Origin of the sequence: Micromonospora globbae (assembly GCF_036184225.1) — a bacterium.
GTDB lineage: Bacteria > Actinomycetota > Actinomycetes > Mycobacteriales > Micromonosporaceae > Micromonospora > Micromonospora globbae.
On sequence record NZ_CP108084.1, the window covers coordinates 6,043,779 to 6,060,310 of the forward strand.

15 protein-coding genes and 1 riboswitch are annotated in these 16,532 nt (G+C 75.2%); of the genes, 8 read left to right on the plus strand and 7 right to left on the minus strand.

Annotated elements, in window-relative coordinates; genetic code table 11:
• Positions 1 to 48: 48 nt before the first annotated feature.
• Both OG994_RS27550 and OG994_RS27555 read left to right on the plus strand, forming a co-directional pair.
• Entirely contained in the window at positions 49 to 1,860 is a 1,812-nt protein-coding gene (locus tag OG994_RS27550; protein WP_328853811.1) for a glycerol-3-phosphate dehydrogenase/oxidase, read from the plus strand.
• 167 nt (positions 1,861 to 2,027) lie between these two features.
• Entirely contained in the window at positions 2,028 to 2,558 is a 531-nt protein-coding gene (locus OG994_RS27555; protein ID WP_328851462.1) for a hypothetical protein, read from the plus strand.
• A 4-nt stretch (positions 2,559 to 2,562) separates the two neighbouring features.
• Here the strand turns inward: OG994_RS27555 and OG994_RS27560 are convergent, their stop codons facing one another.
• Positions 2,563 to 3,960: an FAD-binding oxidoreductase gene (locus OG994_RS27560; protein ID WP_120329616.1), complete on the minus strand. Its 1,398-nt coding sequence runs from the start codon at positions 3,958 to 3,960 to the stop codon at positions 2,563 to 2,565.
• A 68-nt stretch (positions 3,961 to 4,028) separates the two neighbouring features.
• On the opposite strand from OG994_RS27560, the gene OG994_RS27565 reads away from it, so the two are divergent.
• Positions 4,029 to 4,295 (plus strand): DUF4031 domain-containing protein, encoded by a 267-nt coding sequence (locus tag OG994_RS27565; protein WP_120329617.1) that lies wholly within the window; start codon positions 4,029 to 4,031, stop codon positions 4,293 to 4,295.
• 56 nt (positions 4,296 to 4,351) lie between these two features.
• On the opposite strand, the gene OG994_RS27570 is transcribed toward OG994_RS27565, so the two are convergent.
• On the minus strand, positions 4,352 to 4,996 hold the full coding sequence (locus OG994_RS27570) for an HD domain-containing protein (RefSeq protein ID WP_328851463.1): 645 nt from the start codon (positions 4,994 to 4,996) through the stop codon (positions 4,352 to 4,354).
• A gap of 75 nt (positions 4,997 to 5,071) precedes the next feature.
• On the opposite strand from OG994_RS27570, the gene OG994_RS27575 reads away from it, so the two are divergent.
• Positions 5,072 to 6,343, plus strand: coding sequence for an FUSC family protein (locus OG994_RS27575; RefSeq protein WP_120329619.1), 1,272 nt, complete (start codon positions 5,072 to 5,074; stop codon positions 6,341 to 6,343).
• A 6-nt stretch (positions 6,344 to 6,349) separates the two neighbouring features.
• Here the strand turns inward: OG994_RS27575 and OG994_RS27580 are convergent, their stop codons facing one another.
• Positions 6,350 to 7,615 carry an aminotransferase class V-fold PLP-dependent enzyme gene (locus OG994_RS27580; RefSeq protein WP_328851464.1) on the minus strand — a complete coding sequence of 422 codons (1,266 nt, stop codon included), beginning with the start codon at positions 7,613 to 7,615 and terminating at the stop codon, positions 6,350 to 6,352.
• A gap of 44 nt (positions 7,616 to 7,659) precedes the next feature.
• Positions 7,660 to 7,780, minus strand: a riboswitch (SAM riboswitch).
• Between the two features lie 23 nt (positions 7,781 to 7,803).
• On the opposite strand from OG994_RS27580, the gene OG994_RS27585 reads away from it, so the two are divergent.
• Complete coding sequence (locus OG994_RS27585) at positions 7,804 to 9,258, plus strand: PrsW family intramembrane metalloprotease (protein WP_120329621.1); 1,455 nt, start codon at positions 7,804 to 7,806, stop codon at positions 9,256 to 9,258.
• A 69-nt stretch (positions 9,259 to 9,327) separates the two neighbouring features.
• Here the strand turns inward: OG994_RS27585 and OG994_RS27590 are convergent, their stop codons facing one another.
• Positions 9,328 to 9,495 (minus strand): hypothetical protein, encoded by a 168-nt coding sequence (locus OG994_RS27590; protein ID WP_165947321.1) that lies wholly within the window; start codon positions 9,493 to 9,495, stop codon positions 9,328 to 9,330.
• Positions 9,496 to 9,577: 82 nt separating this feature from the next.
• On the minus strand, positions 9,578 to 9,916 hold the full coding sequence (locus tag OG994_RS27595; protein ID WP_120329622.1) for a GroES family chaperonin: 339 nt from the start codon (positions 9,914 to 9,916) through the stop codon (positions 9,578 to 9,580).
• A gap of 155 nt (positions 9,917 to 10,071) precedes the next feature.
• On the opposite strand from OG994_RS27595, the gene OG994_RS27600 reads away from it, so the two are divergent.
• Entirely contained in the window at positions 10,072 to 11,370 is a 1,299-nt protein-coding gene (locus OG994_RS27600) for an AI-2E family transporter (RefSeq protein ID WP_192902183.1), read from the plus strand.
• A gap of 15 nt (positions 11,371 to 11,385) precedes the next feature.
• Here OG994_RS27600 and OG994_RS27605 read toward each other — a convergent pair whose 3' ends face one another.
• Positions 11,386 to 13,545 carry an ATP-dependent DNA helicase gene (locus OG994_RS27605; protein WP_328851465.1) on the minus strand — a complete coding sequence of 720 codons (2,160 nt, stop codon included), beginning with the start codon at positions 13,543 to 13,545 and terminating at the stop codon, positions 11,386 to 11,388.
• A 131-nt stretch (positions 13,546 to 13,676) separates the two neighbouring features.
• On the opposite strand from OG994_RS27605, the gene OG994_RS27610 reads away from it, so the two are divergent.
• A complete protein-coding gene (locus OG994_RS27610) occupies positions 13,677 to 14,183 on the plus strand; it encodes a DUF402 domain-containing protein (RefSeq protein WP_120329625.1) in 507 nt (168 codons plus the stop codon).
• 21 nt (positions 14,184 to 14,204) lie between these two features.
• Here the strand turns inward: OG994_RS27610 and sigJ are convergent, their stop codons facing one another.
• Positions 14,205 to 15,170 (minus strand): RNA polymerase sigma factor SigJ, encoded by a 966-nt coding sequence (gene sigJ, locus OG994_RS27615; protein ID WP_328851466.1) that lies wholly within the window; start codon positions 15,168 to 15,170, stop codon positions 14,205 to 14,207.
• A gap of 266 nt (positions 15,171 to 15,436) precedes the next feature.
• Between sigJ and OG994_RS27620 the strand changes: the two genes are divergently transcribed.
• A complete protein-coding gene (locus tag OG994_RS27620; protein WP_328851467.1) occupies positions 15,437 to 16,441 on the plus strand; it encodes a PPK2 family polyphosphate kinase in 1,005 nt (334 codons plus the stop codon).
• Positions 16,442 to 16,532: the final 91 nt, after the last annotated feature.

Below are 16,532 nucleotides of genomic sequence, written 5' to 3' on the forward strand. Positions count from 1 at the left end.
CCGCCGGATGTTCTTGGCGGTTACGGTGGACGGGTGCGCGACCCCAACGTGTCCCGATCCGTCGCCGGCCGGCTGTCGCCCGAGCGCCGCGCCGACGACCTGCGCAAACTTCGGGCCGAGCGGTTCGACGTCCTGGTGATCGGGGGTGGGGTCACCGGCGCGGGCGCCGCGCTGGACGCGGCCTCGCGCGGGCTCAAGGTCGCGCTCGTCGAGGCCCGCGACTTCGCCGCCGGCACCTCCAGCCGTTCGAGCAAGCTCATCCACGGCGGGCTCCGCTACCTGGAGCAGCTGGAGTTCCACCTGGTCCACGAGGCGCTCACCGAGCGCGGGCTCCTCGCCACCCGGCTCGCGCCGCACCTGGTCCGGCCGGTGCCGTTCCTCGTGCCGCTGCCCGCCGGCCGGGGGCTGCGCGACCTGCCCGGGCGGGTGTTCCGCCGCTCGTACTACGGCACGGGCGTGGCGACGTACGACGTCTTCGCCGGCATCTTCGGCAGCGGCCGCGGGATGCCGCTGCACCGGCACCTGACGCGCGAGGGCGCGCGGCGGATCTTCCCGAGCCTGCGGGCCGACGCGCTCGCCGGTGCGATCCGCTACTACGACGGGCAGGTCGACGACGCCCGGCTGGTGGTCACCCTGGCCCGCACGGCGGCCAGTCTCGGCGCCACCGTCGTGAGCAGCGCGCGGGCCGTCGGCCTGATCCGGCAGGCGCGGGAGGTGACCGGCGTCCGCGTACGGGACCTGGAGGCCCCGCCCGGTTCGCCGGACGCGGAGTTCGAGGTGCGGGCGCGCACGGTGATCGCCGCCACCGGTGTGTGGAGCGACGACATGTCGCGCATGCTCAACGACGTGGGGCTGCGCCCCGGGATGCGGGTGCGGGCGTCCAAGGGCGTGCACCTCGTGGTGCCGCGCTCGGCGATCACCGGCGAGGCGGGGCTGATCCTGCGCACCGCCACCAGCGTGCTCTTCGTCATCCCGTGGGGCGGCCACTGGATCATCGGCACCACCGACACCGACTGGCGGCTGGACCGCTCGCACCCGGCCGCGTCGGCGCGCGACATCGAGTACCTGCTCCAGCAGGTCAACGGGGTGCTCGACCGCCCGCTCACCACCGCCGACATCGAGGGGGTGTACGCGGGGCTGCGCCCGCTGCTGGCCGGCGAGGCGGACTCGACCTCGAAGCTCTCCCGGGAGCACGCGGTCGTCGAACCGATGCTCGGGCTGCTGCTCGTGGCCGGCGGCAAGTACACGACGTACCGGGTGATGGCCTCGGACGTGGTGGACCGCGCCGCCCGCCGCCTCGGCGGGGTACGCCCGTCGCGTACCGCCGACCTGCCGCTGCTCGGCGCGGACGGGTACGCCGCCATGTGGCGGGACCGGGCCGACCTGGCCCGGCGGCACGGCGTGCCGGTCGGTGTCGTGGAGCACCTGCTGGAGCGGTACGGCACGCTCACGCTGGACCTGCTCGCGCTCATCGACTCCGATCCGCTGCTCGCATCACCGCTGGCCGGCGCACCGGAGTACCTGGCGGCCGAGGTCACCTACGCGGCCCGCGCGGAGGGCGCCCTGCACCTGGAGGACGTGCTCACGCGGCGTACCCGGATCTCCTTCGAGACCAGCCACCGGGGCGTCGACTCGGCGGAGCACGCCGCGGAGCTGATGGGCGCGGTGCTCGGCTGGGACGCGTCGCGGCGCGCCCGCGAGGTGGCGCACTACCGGGCGCGGGTCGAGGCGGAGCGCCAGTCCCAGCTCATGCCGGACGACGTGGCGGCGGACGCGGCCCGGCTCGGCGCGCCGGACGTCCGCGGTTTCGCCGCGGACCGCGGCGGCGACGGCGACCCGGCCGAACTGCCCTCGGGCTGAGCCGGCGTCGACGGCGGCGGGCCGGGCGCGACCCGGCGGGCGGGCCGGCGCGGTCGGTGGGTGCCGATCGCGCCCCGGCCGGTGCGGCTGGACCGACGGGGATCCGCGGAAAGCTACCGAGGTGTAGGGGTACCAGCGGCAACCTACGGTCCTGTAGCTTCCGGCAAGTGCTACCCCGTTCCCCCTCCCGTCTGCTCGTTCCCCTCCTCGGCGCGGCGCTGGCCGTCGCGCTGACCGGCTGCACCCTCGTCCACGCGTCCACTGACGACACCGATGCCTCACCGGCGTCGGCGGCCACCGGGCTGCCGGGTCCGGACGCGCCGACCACCGTCGGCGAGGGGCAGGTCAGCCTCTTCCAGAAGCTCGGCACGACCGGTCCACTGCGGACCCTCCGGGTCGAGCGGGACGGCACGTGGAAGTGCACCGACTGCGCGGGCGACGGGGTGAACTCGACCGGCACGCTCACCCCCGAGCAGGTGAGCCGGTTGCAGCAGCTCCTCGCGGACCCCGGACTGGCCGGGGAGACCGACGAGGCCCGCCAGTACCGGGCCACCTGCATCGACGCGTTGACGTCGAGCCTGCTCACCGCCGTCGGCCCGATCACCTCCGAGGACTGCCCCGGCGCCGAGCGTCCGAAGATCGCGGGTGAGATCCTCCTGCTGCTCACCCAGGCCACCCCGGCCGAGCTGACCGGCTGAGGCTCTAGAGCACCTTTCCGGGGTTCAGCAGGCCGGTCGGGTCGAGCGCCGCCTTGATCGCCTGGTGCACGCGGACGCCGACCGGCCCGATCTCGCGGGCCAACCAGTCCCGCTTGAGCAGGCCCACCCCGTGCTCGCCCGTGCAGGTGCCGCCCAGGTCGAGACCGAGTCGCATGATCTCGTCGAACGCCCGCCGGCCGCGCTCCAGGCTGGCCGGGTCGGCGCGGTCGACGACGATGTTCGGGTGCATGTTGCCGTCACCGGCGTGGCCCACGACGCCGATCGGCACGTCGCACTCCGCCGCGATCCGGGACACCCCGTCGAGCAGCGCGGCGAGCGCACCGCGGGGCACCGCCACGTCGTCGATGACCAGGCCGCCGTTGCCGCCCGGGTAGGCGTCCGCCGCGAACTTCTCCATGGCGGGGTGGGCCAGCCGGCGGGCCTGGAGCAGGGCGGCCGCCTCGATGGCGTCGGTGGCCGCGTACACCTCGTCGGCGCCCGCCGACTCGCAGACCTCGGCGAGGGCGGCCAGGTCCTCCGCGGCCCGGGTGCCGGTGTCCGCGGCGGCCAGCAGCAGGGCCTCGGCGTCCGTACGCAGGCCCATCGGCTGGTACGCCTCGATGGCCCGCAGGTGGGTCTGGTCGAGCAGTTCCAGCAGGCTCGGGCTGAGCCCCCGGGCGGCGATCTCGGCGACCGCCGCGCCGGCCGCCGCGGTGGACGGGAAGACCGCCACGAGGGTGAGCGACTCCGCCGGGGCGGGCCGCAGCGCCACGGTCACCTCGGTGATCACGCCGAGGGTGCCCTCCGAGCCCACGAAGAGCCGCGTGAGGTCGTAGCCGGCGACACCCTTGGCGGTGCGCCGCCCGGTGCGCAGCACCTCGCCCGAGGCGAGCACCACCTCCAGGCCGAGCACGTACTCGGTGGTCACGCCGTACTTCACGCAGCACATGCCACCGGCGTTGGTGGCCACGTTGCCGCCGATGGTGGAGGACTCCCAGGAGCCCGGGTCCGGCGGGTACCACAGCCCCTGCTTCGCCACGGCGGCCGCCAGGGTGGCGTTCACGACGCCGGGCTGCACCACGGCGATCCGGCTCACCGGGTCGATCTCCCGGATCTCGTCCATCGCCACGGTGCTGATCACCACGGCGCCGTCGACGGCGTTCGCCGCGCCGGCCAGTCCGGTGCGCGCGCCCTGCGGCACGACCGGTACGCCGTGCCGGGCCGCGGCCCGCACCACGGCCACCACGTCCTCGGTGCTGCGCGGCCGGGTCACGACCAGTGGCGAGCCGGCGGCGCAGAGGTCGGCCTCGTCGCGTTCGTGCATCCGGAGCAGGTCCGGGTCGGTCAGCACGCCGTTCTCGCCGAGCGCGGCACGCAGGTCGTCGAGGAGGGGGGAAACCATGGTGCAGAGGCTAGGTGGCCGGCAGCCGATCATCAACATGATCCACAGGCGGGGCTAGCGTGGTGGGCATGATCTACCTGGACCGCCCCGGTTGGCCGTCCCGGGGCCGGCTCTGGTCCCACCTGGTCAGCGACGTCTCGTACGCCGAGCTGCACGCGTTCGCCGAGGCGCTCGGGGCTCCCCGCCGGGGCTTCGACCGGGACCACTACGACATCCCCGCAGAGCGGTTCGCGATGGCCGTCTGGCTCGGCGCGCGGGTGGTGCCCAGCCGGGAGCTGGTCCGCCTGCTCCGGGAGGCCGGGCTGCGCCGCCCGAAGCACCTCGTACGACCCTGACCGGCCGCCACCGTCACCCGTCGTCGGCCGCGCCGGCGTGCCGTGGCACCAAATGATCAGCCGGGCGCGGTCAGCGCCGCCAACTCGCGGTGCAGGTTCGCCCGGGCCGGCCGCTCCCACCAGGCCGCGAGCGGCGGCGTCCGGAACAGCGCGGGCAGGGCGAGCAGGGCGGTGAGCACCCGTGCCCGGCCGGCCCGGAAGTCGGCGTCGGGCACGTGCGCGTACTCCCGCCGGATCGCGGCCGCGTACCGGTCGTACACCGGGGGCGCCGCGGCCAGCACGGCGAGGTCGGCGTCGCAGAGCAGGGCGCCGTCGGCGTCCCCGGGCCCGACCACGTGCCCGGCGGTGAGCAGCACCAGCCGGCGGACCTCGTCCACGGCGGCGCCCGACAGCCCGAGACCGGTGAGGACGCGCACGGCGAGCGCCGCGCTGTCCCGCTCGTTGGCGTCGCCCGCCGCCCGGGGGTCGTAGACGGCGTCGTGGTACCAGGCGGCGAGCCGCACCAGGTCCGGCCGCCCGGCCAGGTCGGCGTACCGGTCGACGACGTCCAGCACCGCCCGCAGGTGGTCGCACGTGTGGTAGTGCCGGTGCGGCTCCCGCCAGCGGCGCACCAGGTCCTCCCCGGTGCCGGTCAGGTCCGTCTCGCGGGTCGCCCCGGCGCCCCGGGCCGCCGCCCGCCACCGGTCCAGAAGCTCGGCCACCCGCCGAGTCTGCCGCATCGGCCGACGCGCCGCGGGACCGAGGATTCACCCGGCGTGACTCGGGTAGTAGCCGGCATGGCGGAGGCCCGGGAGCGCAGACGGCTGTGGCGCGTGCGCCCACGGGAGCTGCGCCGTGGGCTCACCGACGTCGACAGCGCGCGCATCGCCGAGGCGGTGGGCCAGGCGCGGGAGATCAGCAAGGCGACCCTGCACGACCGGCTGCACCGGGTCCGCATGGCCGCGGGACTGGCCGTGCAGGCCGGGCTCGCCGCCGCGCTCGCGTACCTGGTGTCGCACCGGCTGCTGAACAACCCGCAGCCGGTCTTCGCGCCGATCTCGGCGGTCGGCACCCTGGCCGCCTCGGTCGGCCAGCGCTTCCGCCGGACCGTGGAGCTGATCGTCGGGGTGGCGGTCGGCGTGGCGGTCGGCGACGGGATCATCTACGTGCTCGGCACCGGGGCGTGGCAGCTCGGAGCGGTGGTCACACTGGCCATCATCCTCACGATCTTCGCCGGGGCGAGCGTGGCGATCGTCATCCAGGCGGCGGCCACTGCCGTGCTGATCGTGACGCTGACCCCGTCCACCCAGAACCTGGAGATACCCCGGTTCGTGGACGCCTTCCTGGGCGGCGGGATCGCGCTGCTGGTGACCGCGATCCTGCTGCCGCTCAACCCGCTGCGCGTGCTCAACCGCGCCGCCCGGCCGGCGCTGGACCTGCTCGCCAACCAGCTCGACGCCGCCGCCGAGGGGCTGCGTACGCGCGACCGGCAGCGCGTGCAGCAGGCGCTGGACCGGCTGCGCAGAAACCAGGGCGAGCTGGCGATGTTGAACGAGGCGATCGAGGGGGCGAAGGAGACCGCCACGCTGTCGCCGGCCCGCTGGCACCGCCGCAACGAGCTCACCCACTACGCGGAGGCGGCCGAGCCGATCGACCGGGCGATGCGGAACAGCGGCACCCTCATCCGGCGCTCGGTCACCCTCATCGAGGACGAGGAGCCGATCCCCGACCCGATGCCGGACGCCGTGGCCCATCTCGCCGAGGCGGTCCGCCTGCTCCGGCACGAGTTCTCCGTGGGCGACGAGCCGGAACAGGCCCGGGAGCGGGCGCTGCGCGCCGTGAGCGAGGCCGGCCGGGCGTACGGCCACGGGGTGGGCTTCTCCGGCAGCGTGGTCGTCGCCCAGATCCGCACCGCCGCCAGCGACCTCCTGGTGGCCTCCGGCATCGAGCAGGAGGAGGCGAACCGGCTGATCCGGAAGTCGTTCGGCGAACAGGAGACGCCCCGGGGTGAGCGGCCCGAACCGGACGAGGGCCGGACGAAGCCGCCCACCGCGCCTCCCGTCGGCTGACCTGCCTCAGACGAGGGTGGCGAGGGCCGCGAGCAGACGGTCCACGTGTTCCCGGGTGCTGCCCAGGCCGATGCTGGCCCGCACCGCCGTCGGTGGAAGGTCCCGCCGGCCCGTCCGGGCGGCCGCCTCGGCGAGCAGCCGGCGGGCCAGCGGGTGCGCGCAGAACAGGCCGTCCCGCACCCCGACGGCGTGCTCCCGGGCCAGCTCGGCGGCCACCTCCGCGGAGTCCCGGCCGGCCACCACGAACGAGACGATGCCCACGCGCGGCGCGTCCGGCCCGAAGGTGCGCAGCTCCACCACGTGCGGCAGGGCGGCGATGCCGTCTCGCAGCCGGGCCAGCAGACGCTGCTCGTGCTCGTGCAGGGCGGCCCGGTCGGCGTCGGCGAGCGCCGCGCAGACCGCGGCGAGCGCCACGGCCCCGAGCAGGTTCGGGGTGCCTCCCTCGTGCCGCGCCGGTCCGACGGCCCAGGTGACCTCGTGGGTGCCCGCGCCGACGCGCTGGGTGGCCCCGCCACCGGCCAGGTACGGCGGGGCCGCGTCGAGCCAGTCGGCCCGCCCGATCAGGACCCCGGCGCCGAACGGGGCGTAGAGCTTGTGGCCGGACACGGCGAGGTAGTCGACGTCCAGCGCGAGCAGGTCGACCGGGGCGTGCGGGGCGAGCTGCGCGGCGTCCAGCGCGATCCGTGCCCCGTGCCGCCGGGCCACCCGCGCCAGCTCGGACACCGGCCAGCGCTCGCCGGTCACGTTGCTCGCCCCGGTCACCGCGACCAGCACCGGCAGGCCCGGGTTCGCGGCCCGGCGCAGCTCCGTGAGGGCCGCGTCGAGCGCGCGCACGGCCCCACCCGCGTCGGCCGGCACCGGCAGCCGCACCGAGCCGCGCGGCCAGGGCAGCAGGTTCGCGTGGTGTTCGCTGGCGAACGTGACCACCGTGGTGCCCGGGGGCAGCGACCGGGCCAGCAGGTTCAGCGCGTCGGTGGTGTTGCGGGTGAAGATCACGTGGTCGTCGGCGCGGGCGCCGAAGAAGTCGCCGACCGTCTGCCGGGCCCGCTCGTAGGCGAGGGTGCAGCGGCGGGAGAGCGCGCCGGCGCCGCGGTGCACGCTCGCGTACCACGGCAGGAGCTCGGCGACCGCGTCGGCCGCGGCCCGCGCGCACGGCGCGGTGGCCGCGTAGTCGAGGTTGATCTCGCCGGGTACGCCGAGGACGTCGAGCGGCCCGGCGGCGGGCGCGACGGTCGTCGGGGCGGCGGACGGGGACACGAGGGTGACGGACATGCCGGAACCTCCGGGGTCAGGGACCCCGGGCGGCGTCGGGACGGGGTCCGCGCTTGCCCGGCGCGCGGTTCGGGCCGGGCCCGGTCATCACCCGGGGCACCCCACCGCGAACTCGACGAGGGTTGCCGGCCAGCAAGCCGGGGCTTGACGCTGGCGCTCGTGACCTTGCCGCAGCATAACGGGCGCCGATGCCCGGGAACCAGCCGGCCGGGGGTGACTACGCTGACCGCATGGCCGACACCCCGCCCGGCGGCGCGCCGCCGCCCGTGCCGTCCGCCCCACCCGGTGCCGCGCCGCGGATGCCGCTGCGCCGGCTGGGCTGGCGGCGGTTCCTGGTGCTCGCCGGGGTGGTGCTCCTCATCGCCGCCTGCGCGGTCTTCATGGTCTTCACCCTGGGCGAGAGCCTCGGCCTCCAGGCGCTGCTGATCGGCGTGGTGGCCGCCATCCTGCCGGTTCCGGTGCTGGTGGCCTGCTTCCTCTGGCTCGACCGGTACGAGCCGGAACCGCTGAAGTACCTGATCTTCTGCTTCACCTGGGGCGCCTTCGTCTCCACGGCCGCCTCGCTGACGGTGAACGACTTCGCGGCCGGCCGTTTCGCCGACGCGGGGCTCCCCGCCCCGCTGACCGGTGTGCTGGTGGCGCCGTTCATCGAGGAGCTGACCAAGGCGCTCGGGCCCATCCTGCTGCTGGTCTTCCGGCGGCGGGAGTGGTCGGGCATCACCGACGGGCTGGTCTACTGCGGTCTGTCCGCGGTCGGCTTCGCCATGGTCGAGAACATCCTCTACCTGGGCGGCTACGGCTTCGCGTCCGGTGCGGAGCGGTTCGGGCCGGCGACCGGGGCGCAGCAGGTCATCGCCATCTTCATCGTCCGGATCCTGCTGTTCGGGTTCGCCCACCCGCTGTTCACCTCGATGACCGGCGTCGGGCTCGGCATCGCCGCCCGCACTGCCGACCGCCGGGTGCGCGTACTGGCGCCGATCGCGGGGCTGCTGCTGGCCATGATGCTGCACGGCACCTGGAACCTGCTGCCGACGCTCACCCAGGTCACCGGCCAGGCGGTGATCATGCTGTACGGCTTCATCGGGGTGATGGTCCCGATCTTCTTCGGCATGGTCGGGCTGGCGCTGTGGCTGCGGGCGTGGGAGGGACGGCTCACCGAACGGCGGCTGCCCGACTACGTCCGGGCCGGCTGGCTCAGCCCGCCCGAGGTCGCGGCGCTCAGCAGCCTCGGCCGCCGGCACGCGGCCCGCGCCTGGGCGCGCCGGGTCGCCGGGGACGCGGGTGTCCGGGCCATGCGCGGCTACCAGTTCGCGGCCACCCGGCTGGCGCTGCTGCGGGACGGGTCGCTGCGCGGCCTGGACCGCAAGGCGACCGACCGGGAACGGACGGCGCGGGAGGAGCGGGAGCTGCTCGAGGCGATCACCGCGTACCGGTCGTTCTTCGTGGGTCGCGATCCGCAGGCACCCGCCGGCGTGTGGGACGGCGACCGCTACCACCTGCGGTTCCCCGACGGTTCGCAGCGGACCGTGGAGGCTCCCGAGGAGCCCGTGGTGCCGATCCCCGTGGTGCTGGCGGCCCCGCCGCCGGTGCACAACCCTCCCGGTTGGCCCAACCTGCGGCCGGGCTGGCCGGGGCACGCCTGATCCGGTCGGCGCCGGTGTGCGAGCCGGCACCGACCGGTCGCGGGCGTCGCGGTCGGCGGGCGGCGCCCGTCAGGTCATCAGGCTGGTGAGGAAGTCACCGAGACCCTGGAACATCGCCACGAGCCCCGCTCCGATCGCCTTGAAGATGTTCGCCGCGCCGTCCGGCCGGAACGCCATGAAGTAGATCAGGAACGCGATGAAGCCCCAGAACAACAGCTTCCTGATCCATTCGGGCATCGTCCCTCCCCAGGGCCGGTGGTGCGCCCTGGCTTCCCGGCGGGGAGCGGTGCAAACGACGTCGGCGGCGTCTTCGCCCCTGCTAGAGGTAGAGACCCGTGGCGTTGTTCTCGATCCGCTCGGCGGCGACGGCGTGCACGTCGCGCTCGCGGAGCATGACGTAGCCCTGGCCGTGCAGTTCCACCTCGGAGCGGTCGTCGGGGTCGAAGAGGACGCGGTCGCCGGAGACGATGGAGCGGACGTTCGGACCCACTCCGACGGCGGTGGCCCAGGCCAGGCGCTTGCCCACCGCCGCGGTCGCCGGGATCACGATGCCGGCGCTGGAGCGGCGCTCGCCCTCGCTCCCCTCCATCCGCACCAGCACCCGGTCGTGCAGCAGGCGAATCGGCAGGCCGGAGTCGAGATTCTTGTCGGCGGTCACGCCGCAGACGCTACCGTGTCGCGCCCGGCCCGGAACCCGGTGGTTGCCGGGTCGGTGACCGGGGCAATGTAGCGGAACCGGCCTATCGTGACGGAGGGTCGGCGTATGCTGTCCGCCCTGTCGCCGTGGGCCGGCCGTCTTGCCAGGAGGTGCGCTTGAGCCGCTTCGAGCGGATTCGCGACCGGCTGCGCCGGGCGTACGAGTCGGGACGGGCGTCCGTGCGGTCCCGGCGGGTCGCGTCCGAAGGCGAGCACGAGGAGGGCGGAGTGGCGTCGCCGACGTCGCCCGGTCCCGTGGCCCCGCCGACCGCCACGGTCGTCGGCGCGGAGGCTCCGGCCCCCTCACCGGGCAGCACCACCAGCCGGGACGACGCCGAGGTGCCGCACGGGCTGCGGATCGCCGCCGCCTGGTCGTGGCGTCTGATCGTGATCGGCCTGGTGGCCTGGGCGCTGCTGAGGATCGTCAGCACCGTCCGCATCGTGATCATCCCGCTCGCCATCGCGCTGCTGCTCTCGGCCCTGCTGGCGCCCTCGGTGGGCTGGCTGCTGCGGGCCCGCTTCCCCCGGTCGCTCGCCACCGCCGTGGTGCTCGTCGGCGGCCTGGCCGCCGTGGTCGGCACGCTGACCCTCGTGGTGAACGAGTTCATCAAGGGGGTGCCGGAGCTGAGCGAGAAGTCCTCGCAGGGCGTCCGGCAGATCCAGAACTGGCTCAAGACCGGCCCGCTGCACGTCTCCGACAGCCAGCTGGACCGCTACATCGACGAGGGTCAGAAGTGGGTCAACGACAACACCGACCGCTTCACCAGCGCGGCGACCACCACGGCCGCCACCCTCGCCGAGGTGCTGACCGGCACGCTGCTCGTGCTCTTCGCCACGTTCTTCTTCCTGCGTGACGGCAATCGGATCTGGCGCTTCCTCGTCCGGCTGCTGCCGGTGGCCGCCCGTTGGCGGGTGGACGACGCGGGACGGGCCGCCTGGGCGACCCTCGTGGCCTACGTCCGGGCCACCGTGCTGGTCGCCTTCATCGACGCCGTGGGCATCGGCATCTTCCTGGTGATCTTCGACATCCCGTTCGCGCTGCCGCTGTCGGCGCTGGTCTTCCTGGGTGCGTTCATCCCGATCGTCGGGGCGGCGCTCTCCGGTGGGGTCGCCGTCCTGATCGCCCTCGTTGACAGCGGCCCGGTCACCGCCCTGATCATCCTCGGCGCCGTGATCGGGGTGCAGCAGTTGGAGGGGCACGTGCTCCAGCCGCTCATCATGGGCCGGGCCGTCGCCATCCACCCGCTCGCCGTCATCATCGGCATCGCCGCCGGGGTGGTGCTCGCCGGCATCACGGGCGCGCTCGTCGCCGTACCACTGATCGCCGTGCTGAACACGGCCGTCCGCCGGCTCGCGGCCCGCACGGTGCCGGAGACCCCACCGGACGCCGTGGTGGTCGCCTCCCAGGCCCCCTGACGGCCGTCCGGCGCCTCAGCCGGCGGCGAGGCGCTTCAGGGCCCCGCGCGCGACGTCCGGGCGGGTCGTGTACCAGAACGGCGGCAGCGAGCGGCGCAGGAACGGCCCGTAGCCGCGGGCCGTCTCCAGCCGCGAGTCGAGGACGGCGACGACGCCCCTGTCGCCGGTCGCCCGGATGAGCCGCCCGACGCCCTGTGCCAGGCGGACCGCCGCGATCGGCACGCTGACCGCCGCGAAGCCCGAGCCGCCGCTCGCGTCCACCGCCGCCGCCCGGGCCGCGGCCAGCGGCTCGTCCGGCCGGGGGAACGGCAGCCGGTCGATCACCACGAGCTGGCACGAGTCGCCCGGCACGTCCACCCCCTGCCACAGCGACATGACGCCGAACAGGCAGCTCGACCGTTCCTCCCGGAACCGGCGGACCAGCAGCGGCAGCGCCTCCTCGCCCTGCAACAGCACCGGCAGGTCGGTACGCGCGCGGAGCAGCTCCGCCGCCTGCTGGGCGGCCCGTCGCGAGGAGAAGAGGCCGAGCGTACGGCCACCGAGCGCCTCGACCAGCGCCAGCAGCTCCTCACCGGCGGCGTCGGGCAACCCGGACACGCTGGGCCGGGGCAGGTGGGCGGCGACGTAGAGGATGCCCTGACGGGCGTAGTCGAACGGCGACCCGACGTCCAGCGAACGCCAGCCCGGGCCCTCGGTGGCCGGGGTGGCCGCGGCGTCGGCCGTGCGGCCCCGCGCGGCGCGGCCGGGACGGGCGTCCGTGGCCTCGCCCGTGCGCGGGCCGGTCGAGGCGGCCAGGGCGGCGGCGGCCGGGGACGGCGGCGAGGGCGGCGGGGCGTCCAGCCCGAGCGCCCGGGCCACCGTGTCGAACCGGCCGCCGAGGGTCAGGGTGGCCGACGTGGCGACCACCGTGCGGTCCTCGTACAGGTGGGTGGCGAGGGTGCCGGCCACCGAGAGCGGGGCCACGACCAGCGCCCGCCGGCCGCCGTTGTCGGACTTCTCCACCCAGGCGACGTCGTGCTCGTTCTCCTCCAGCAGCCGCTGCGCCGTGGTCGACAGCTCGTCCAGGACGGCCCGGGCCTGCTGCTTGCGTACGGGGTCGGGATCGTCGGCCTTCACGTCGCCGATCGCGTCGAGCGCGCCCCGGGTGGCCGCGTCCAGCAGGGTGCACGCCTCCCGCAGCGGCGCGGGCAGGCCGGCGGTGATGCGCCCCGCCGGCGCCTCGGCCAGGCCCACGGCGAGCGCGTCACCGGCCGCCGTGAGCGCCTCGGCGACCTCCGGCTTGAGCAGCGGGCGGGCCCGCCGGGTGGACCGGTCGATGAGCTCCGGCACCAGCTCGGCCTGGGCGGCCGAGGACACCCGGTCGGCCAGCTCGTGCGCCTCGTCGACGATGAGCAGCTTGTGCGGCGGCACGATCTGGCGCCCGGCCAGCATGTCGACCGCGAGGAGGCTGTGGTTGGTGACGACGATGTCCGCCTCGCGGGCACGGGCGCGGGACGCCTCGGCGAAGCACTCGGCGCCGAACGGGCAGCGGGTCGCGCCCACACACTCCCGCGCCGGCATCGAGACGAGCCGCCACGCCTGGTCGTCGACGCCCGGGTCCAGTTCGTCCCGGTCGCCGGTCTCCGTCTCCATCGCCCAGTCCCGCAACCGCTGGACCTGCTTGCCGAGCCGGCCGGCCTCGCCGAGCCAGGCGCCGCCCGGGCGGGCGGGGGGAGCGTCGAACAGCGCGTCCTCCGGCTCGGCCTCGGTCGAGTTGTCGAGCCGAGCCAGGCAGAGGTAGTGGTGCCGCCCCTTGAGCACCGCGAACGTGGGCCGGCGGCCGAGCAGCGGCTCGACGGCGTCGGCGAGCCTCGGCAGGTCGTGGTCGACGAGCTGGGACTGGAGGGCGAGGGTGGCCGTGGAGACCACGACCGGACCGTCGACGGTGAGCGCCGGAGCGAGGTAGGCCAGCGACTTCCCGGTGCCGGTGCCGGCCTGCACCAGCAGGTGCTCACCGGCGGCCACGCACTCCTCGATGGCCGCGGCCATCTGCTGCTGGCCGGGGCGCGCCGCGCCGCCCGGCACGGCCGACACGGCGGCCGCGAGCAGCTTCGCCGCGCTGGGCCGGTCGCCCCGACGCCGCCGGTCACGGGCCGACGGGGCGGTGGAACCGGTGGCGGCGCGGGGCGGGGTCACCGTGCGACCGTACCCGTCGCGGGCGACACCGGACCCGCCGCTCCGCCGCGTGGCGGGAACGAGTTCCGGCCCACTCGTGACGGTTACGTCGGCACTACGCCGAGTGGGCGGTATCGGTTAGGGTGCGACTCATGCCGAGCGACGTGGTCCGCGTGATCTACCGCAAGTACGACGGCAGCGCACACCGCGACTACCCGGCCCGTCGTCTCGCGGAGGACGACCTCGGCGTCTGGCTCGGCGTGACCGCCGGCACCCCGTCGGTCTACCACGGACGGCCGTCGGTGGAGCAGATCCCGTTCGTGCTCCTCGTGCCCCACCACGCCTGGTGGACGGGGATGTTCAACCCGCCGCCGCGCACCAGCGAGGTCTACTGCGACATCGCGAGCCCGGCCCGCTGGGAGTCCGACGACACGGTCCACCTCTACGACCTGGATCTCGACGTGGTCCGGCGACGCGCCACGGGCGCCGTGGAGCTGCGTGACGAGGACGAGTTCGCCGAGCACCGGGTCCGCTTCGGCTACCCGGACGAGCTGGTCGCCGAGGCGGAGGCGGCGGCCCGCTGGCTCTTCGCCGCGCTCGGCGACGGCACCGAGCCCTTCGCCACCTCGTACCGGAAGTGGCTGGCCCTGGTCGTCTGAGCCGCTGACCCCCGCGGGCCGTCACAGGCGGGGCGGCCAGGCGTCCGTCGGGTCGAGCGGCGGCAGGTCCGCGAGCTTCTCCGGATTGGCCTGGTTGAAGATGCCGGTGATGCGGCCGTCGTGCACCGCGAACGCGGTGACCATCCGCATCGGCCGGCCGTCGGTGTCCCGCGCGTCCACCCGCAACCCGAGCGCGCCGTCGACCAGCACCGGCCGGGCCAGCACGCGGTGCCCGTGGCGTCCGGCCCGGTCGAGGATGCCGAGGGTGAAGCGACCGACCGCGCCGGCCCCCACCACCGGCCGGCGGGCCGTCGGGAAGTGCCCGTTGCTGTCGCCGACGAAGACGACGTCCGGGGCGAGCAGCGCGACGAGACGTTCCAGCTCGCCCGACTCGGCGGCGGCGACGAAGGCCGCCACCACGCGCCGGTGCTCGGCCGGATCGGCGGTGTGCCGGGGAGCCTCCGGCGCGCTCACGGCGCGGCGGGCGCGGGAGGCGAGCTGCCGGGCGGCCGCCTCGGTGGCGCCCAGCACGTCGGCGACGCGGGCGAACGGCAGGGCGAACACGTCGTGGAGGACGAACGCGACCCGCTGTTCCGGCGAGAGCCGGTCAAGCACCACCAGCAGGGCGGTGCCGACCTGGTCGGTGCGGACCGCCCGCTCGGCCGGGTCGGGGGCGAAGCCGTCGCTGCCACCGCCGCTGTCCAGCGGCGTCACGATCGGTTCGGGCAGCCACTGGCCGACGTACGCCTCGCGGCGCACCCGGGCGGACCGGAGCACGTCGAGGCAGATGCGCGCGCAGGTGGTGGTCAGCCAGCCGCGCAGATCACGGATCTCGGCGCGGGCGGCCGGGTCGGCGAGGGCGCTCGCGTACCGCAACCAGGTCTCCTGCACGGCGTCCTCGGCGTCGCTGCGGCTGCCGAGCATCCGGTGGGCCGCGAGCAGCAGCCGTCCCCGTTCGGCCTCGAACTCCGTCGCCAGATCCCGCACCACGTGCTCCTCCCGCCGGACGTGGCCACCGGCTCCCGACCCGGGCACCGGCCCGGCGTCCGGCGGACATCCTCCCGCCCACTGGACACGCTCGCGGCGCACGATGTGACCGGTAGCGGGTGTGACCTGCGCCACGCTCCAGGCGGCGACCCTGGTCATCCGGCACCGAGGCCCCGTCGTCGCGGCCGCGCCGAGCCGTGGCGGACCGTCGGACGGTCGCGCCCGCTCGGCGAGCGGACGCGCCACCGCTGGGCGATGATCCGGGGGTGAGCGCACCTCGGCCGACGGAGATCGTGCCGCCCACCGGGCGGCTGCGGGAGCTGCTGCGGGTGGCGGCGCCGGTCGACCTCGGCGCGATCGACCCGCGGTCCACGCCGGGTCTGCCGGGCGCGGACGTGACCGGTGAGCACCGCAAGGCCTGGGCGCGGGACCAGGTCCGGCTGATCGGTGCCGAACTGGGCCGGCAGCAGGAGATGCTCTACGCGACGGCGAAGGCCGCCGAGGGCCTTCCCGGGCCCGTGGACGGCCCCGGAACCCTGGCCGCCAGCGGGGCGGCGCACGGGCCCGTGCGGCGGCTGCTGCTCGTGCTCCAGGCGATGGACTGCGGCGGCAAGGACGGCACGATCAAGCGGGTGGCCGGCGCCATGAACCCGCTCGGCCTGCACATCCGCTCGTTCGGTCCGCCGACGGCCGAGGAGTTGCGGCACGACTTCCTGTGGCGGATCCGCCGGGCCCTCCCGCCACCGGGCTACGTCGGGATCTTCAACCGCTCCCACTACGAGGACGTGCTGGTGGCGCGGGTCGAGGGCCTGGTGCCGGAGGCCACCTGGCGGGCCCGGTACGACGAGATCAACGCCTTCGAGCGGGAACTCGCCGGGGCGGGGGTGACGCTGGTGAAGGTGATGCTGCACATCTCGTACGCGGAGCAGGGTGAGCGCCTGCTCGAACGGCTGGACGACCCGCGCAAGCACTGGAAGTACAACCCCGCCGACGTCGACGCGCGGTCGCGTTGGGACGACTACCAGGCCGCGTACGCCGAGGCGCTGGGCCGGTGCGGCACGGACGCCGCGCCCTGGTTCGTGGTGCCGGCCGACCGGAAGTGGTACCGGGACTGGGCGGTGGCGCATCTGCTGCGCGAGACGTTCGACACTCTCGCCCTCGGGTATCCGGCCGCCGGTTTCGACGTGGCGCGGGAGCGGGAGCGGCTTCGCTCCGGGGCAGTGGGGGACAGGAGAGACGCCCGAGGTGAACGGCAGGTGAACGACCGATGAATGCGGCCTGGCCAGGGGTGGGCCGGGAATTTCCCGCCTCTGCCGTTCCCTAGCATTCCCAGGGCAGGCGCCCCGGCGGCGTCCGCCACCC

Bases quoted from the DNA above. Each gene is read 5' to 3' on its own strand.
- OG994_RS27585 (WP_120329621.1), top strand. From the start codon at position 7,804: ATGCCCGGGAACCAGCCGGCCGGGGGTGACTACGCTGACCGCATGGCC.
- OG994_RS27610 (WP_120329625.1), top strand. From the start codon at position 13,677: ATGCCGAGCGACGTGGTCCGCGTGATCTACCGCAAGTACGACGGCAGC.
- OG994_RS27560 (WP_120329616.1), bottom strand. From the start codon at position 3,960: ATGGTTTCCCCCCTCCTCGACGACCTGCGTGCCGCGCTCGGCGAGAAC.
- OG994_RS27565 (WP_120329617.1), top strand. From the start codon at position 4,029: ATGATCTACCTGGACCGCCCCGGTTGGCCGTCCCGGGGCCGGCTCTGG.
- OG994_RS27575 (WP_120329619.1), top strand. From the start codon at position 5,072: ATGGCGGAGGCCCGGGAGCGCAGACGGCTGTGGCGCGTGCGCCCACGG.
- OG994_RS27580 (WP_328851464.1), bottom strand. From the start codon at position 7,615: ATGTCCGTCACCCTCGTGTCCCCGTCCGCCGCCCCGACGACCGTCGCG.
- OG994_RS27590 (WP_165947321.1), bottom strand. From the start codon at position 9,495: ATGCCCGAATGGATCAGGAAGCTGTTGTTCTGGGGCTTCATCGCGTTC.